Origin of the sequence: Mycobacterium sp., assembly GCF_008709575.1 — a bacterium.
In the GTDB taxonomy this organism is placed as follows: domain Bacteria; phylum Actinomycetota; class Actinomycetes; order Mycobacteriales; family Mycobacteriaceae; genus Mycobacterium.
Genome location: NZ_VYIK01000119.1, coordinates 1 through 3107, shown reverse-complemented (window position 1 = coordinate 3107; position 3107 = coordinate 1). Strand labels below are relative to the sequence as shown.

The 3107-nt window shown below is 65.7% G+C and carries 3 protein-coding genes and 1 pseudogene; 3 read left to right on the top strand and 1 reads right to left on the bottom strand.

All coding sequences use genetic code 11. From position 1 onward, the window contains the following. Window positions 1-64 precede the first annotated feature (64 nt). Complete coding sequence (locus F6Q13_RS17000) at window positions 65-1672, bottom strand: adenylate/guanylate cyclase domain-containing protein (RefSeq protein WP_293059058.1); 1608 nt, start codon at window positions 1670-1672, stop codon at window positions 65-67. 55 nt (window positions 1673-1727) lie between these two features. Here F6Q13_RS17000 and nucS point away from each other — a divergent pair, with 55 nt between their 5' ends. The 3 genes and pseudogenes from nucS to F6Q13_RS16985 all read left to right on the top strand — a co-directional run. Further along, window positions 1728-2399 carry an endonuclease NucS gene (nucS, locus tag F6Q13_RS16995; RefSeq protein ID WP_293059055.1) on the top strand — a complete coding sequence of 224 codons (672 nt, stop codon included), beginning with the start codon at window positions 1728-1730 and terminating at the stop codon, window positions 2397-2399. Window positions 2400-2421: 22 nt separating this feature from the next. Continuing rightward, entirely contained in the window at window positions 2422-2718 is a 297-nt protein-coding gene (locus F6Q13_RS16990; RefSeq protein WP_293059052.1) for a hypothetical protein, read from the top strand. 132 nt (window positions 2719-2850) lie between these two features. Next, window positions 2851-3107, top strand: a pseudogene (locus F6Q13_RS16985) (IS1380 family transposase); the annotation flags it as partial.

The window sequence follows — 3107 nt, the reverse complement described above, 5'->3', positions numbered from 1 at the left end:
CCGCCGATGCTCATTCGTTACAATTATGTAACGAATTAATGGCGCGGCACACTAGCCTCCGACATCACCGGGCAGGTACCGCCAACCGGGTCGGTTGACCATGGCCGCGCAGCATCACCGTTTCGCCCAATGACCAATGCGCCCGCTCGTTTTCGCTTGCACCGGCCACGGCATCCGCCGAAGCCAGCAATCGACCAGGTTCGGACTTGGCCAGCTCGCACAACCGAGCCGCCTCGTTGACCGGCTCACCGATCACCGTGTATTCGAATCGCTCCGGGGTGCCGACGTTGCCGGCGACCACCTGGCCGGCAGCCACCCCGATGCCGGCCGGGCATTCCGGCACCTCGTCGGCCAACCGGCGAGCGATGGCGCGCGCGGCTGCCAACGCCGCGTCCTCGGGACGTTCGAGCCGGTTGGGCGCGCCGAACACCACCAGCGCGGCATCACCCTCGAATTTGTTGACCAGCCCACGGTGGCGGTCCACTTCGTCGACGATCACCGCGAAGAACCGGTTGAGCAGTTGCACGATCTCCTTGGCGGGCCGGCTGGTCACCAACTGCGTAGAGCCGACGATGTCGACGAAAACCACGGCGACGTGCCGCTCTTCGCCACCCAGTTCCGGTCGCTCACGCTCGGCGGCTGCGGCGACTTCCCGCCCGACGTGCCGGCCGAAAAGATCGCGAACGCGCTCGCGTTCGCGAAGACCCTCGACCATCGAGTTGAAGCCGCGCTGCAGCTCACCGAGTTCGGTCCCGTCGAAGACCACCAGGTCGACGCGAAGATCGCCCTGCTCGACGCGCTTGAGCGCCGCGCGCACCACCCGCACCGGTGTCGCGGTGAGCCAGGCCAGAGTCCACATCAGGATGAAGCCGAAGACCAGTGTCGCCAGCGCGACGATCAGCACGCCCACCGCGAACTGGGTCTCGGTCAGGTTCCGCAGCAACAGCTCAAACAGCGCCAACAGCGCGATGCCGATGACCGGCACCCCGGAAACGAGAAACCACACCGCCATGGTGCGGCCCATCAGGCCGGCCGCCAGCCGTCGCGGCGGTCGTCCGGCTTCCAGCGCCTGGGCGGCTATCGGCCGCAGTGCGAATTCGGTGCTCAGATAGCTGCCGGTGGCGACCGTTAGACCGCAGATGCTCACCACGAACAGGAATCGCGGGATGAACATCGTGTCGACCAGGCCGTAGAGAGTCGTCGACAACGCCGCGCCCACTCCCCACAGGATCAGGTCCACCATCGCGACGCGGCCCGGGGCCAGGAAAGTGTTGCGCTCGTCGTCAGGAGTGGGTGGGCGTGCCTCGATCGCCCACCGCAGGGCGAGCACCGTGCGCCTGGTGATCCAGTACGTGCCCAGCGCCAGCGCCGCCGCAACGTAGGCCGGTATGGCCGCGAAAGTGATCCACAGCGGAGCGTCGGTGAAGATGCTCGGCGCCGGAATCGCGACGGTCACCAGCAGCGCGGCGACGGCGATCCCGATCAGGTTTACCGTCACGACCAAGACGGTGATGATGATCTGGATCCGCACCCGGCGGCGACGCGGGTTTTCCGCCACCCGCCCGAGTAACCAGGAGCCGTAGGCGGGGGTTTCGGGCAATCGACCGCTCTGTCGCGTGACCGCCTCCAGCAGCCGGCCCAAGCGCTGCGCAACGGTTTTCTTGGCCATCATGGTGGCGTCAGCCTATGTTGTCCGGGCTGTAGCGGGTGGCCTTAAGGTGAGGCGGATGCGTCTTGTCATCGCCCGCTGCACCGTCGACTACCTCGGCCGGCTCACCGCGCACCTGCCGTCGGCGCGCAGGTTGGTGCTGTTCAAGGCCGATGGGTCGGTGAGCGTGCACGCCGACGACCGGGCCTACAAGCCGTTGAACTGGATGAGCCCCCCGTGCCGGCTCTCCGAGGAGATCGACGGGCCCACCCGGGTGTGGGTGGTGCAGAACAAGGCCGGTGAACAGCTGCGCATCACCGTCGAGGACATCGAGCACGACTCCCGCCATGAGCTCGGCGTGGACCCCGGACTGGTCAAAGACGGCGTGGAAGCGCACCTGCAGGCGCTGCTGGCGCAGCACGTGGAGCTGCTCGGTGCCGGGTACACGTTGGTGCGCCGGGAGTACATGACCGCGATCGGGCCGGTCGATCTGCTGTGCCGCGACGAGCACGGACGTTCGGTAGCTGTCGAGATCAAACGTCGCGGCGAGATCGACGGGGTCGAGCAGCTCACCCGTTATCTCGAGTTGCTCAACCGCGACAGCCGGCTGGCCCCGGTCCGGGGGGTCTTGGCTGCCCAGCAGATCAAGCCGCAGGCGCGCACTTTAGCACTCGACCGTGGGATTCGTTGTTTGACATTGGATTACGACAAGCTGCGGGGGATGGACAGCGACGAGTACCGACTGTTTTAGGGCTGCTCGCTAGACTGGCAATATGGCGCGGCGTCGCGCACCCCACAATCGGCAGCGGCCGGGCGGGTCGTTGCCGGTTCCGCGCAGGCTCGAGACCGGACCCGACGGCTATGAATACGAGGTATGTCCGGTCGCGGCCGCCCACGCCCTCAAGACCTACCGGTGTCCCGGGTGCGATCACGAAATCCGCTCCGGCACTGCACATGTGGTGGTGTGGCCGATGGAACTGGGAGAGACTGCGGTCGACGACCGCCGGCACTGGCACACACCGTGCTGGAGTAATCGCGCCACTCGCGGCCCGACCCGAAAGTGGTCCTGACAACGGTCTTAGCCTGAATCCGTGGAAGGTCGGTCGTTGTTGATCGGCGTGTGAACAGCGAAAATGCCTCCTGAACTGGGACAATATTGATTGTCGAAGTCAAAATCGTCCCTGATTCGGAAGGCATTCTCGGTGCGATCATCGTATACCTTCAGCGTCGAGTCCGCGGTTTTCGACGAGCCGAATTTGGTGTCGGCGGCAGGTTTGGTGCCGGTGCTGGAACTGGCCGAGCAGACCGGCCTTTCGGGGTTGATCGCCGAACATGTGCGACTGCCCAGCACACGGGTGGCCTCAGGGGCGGTGAACCCGGTCGGCAAGTTGACCTCGATCATCGCCGCCATGATGTGCGGTGCGGACTGCATCGATGATGTCAATGTGCTGCGCGCTGG

Coding starts and splice junctions, on each gene's coding strand:
- F6Q13_RS17000 (WP_293059058.1), bottom strand. CDS start 1,672: ATGATGGCCAAGAAAACCGTTGCGCAGCGCTTGGGCCGGCTGCTGGAG.
- nucS (WP_293059055.1), top strand. CDS start 1,728: ATGCGTCTTGTCATCGCCCGCTGCACCGTCGACTACCTCGGCCGGCTC.
- F6Q13_RS16990 (WP_293059052.1), top strand. CDS start 2,422: ATGGCGCGGCGTCGCGCACCCCACAATCGGCAGCGGCCGGGCGGGTCG.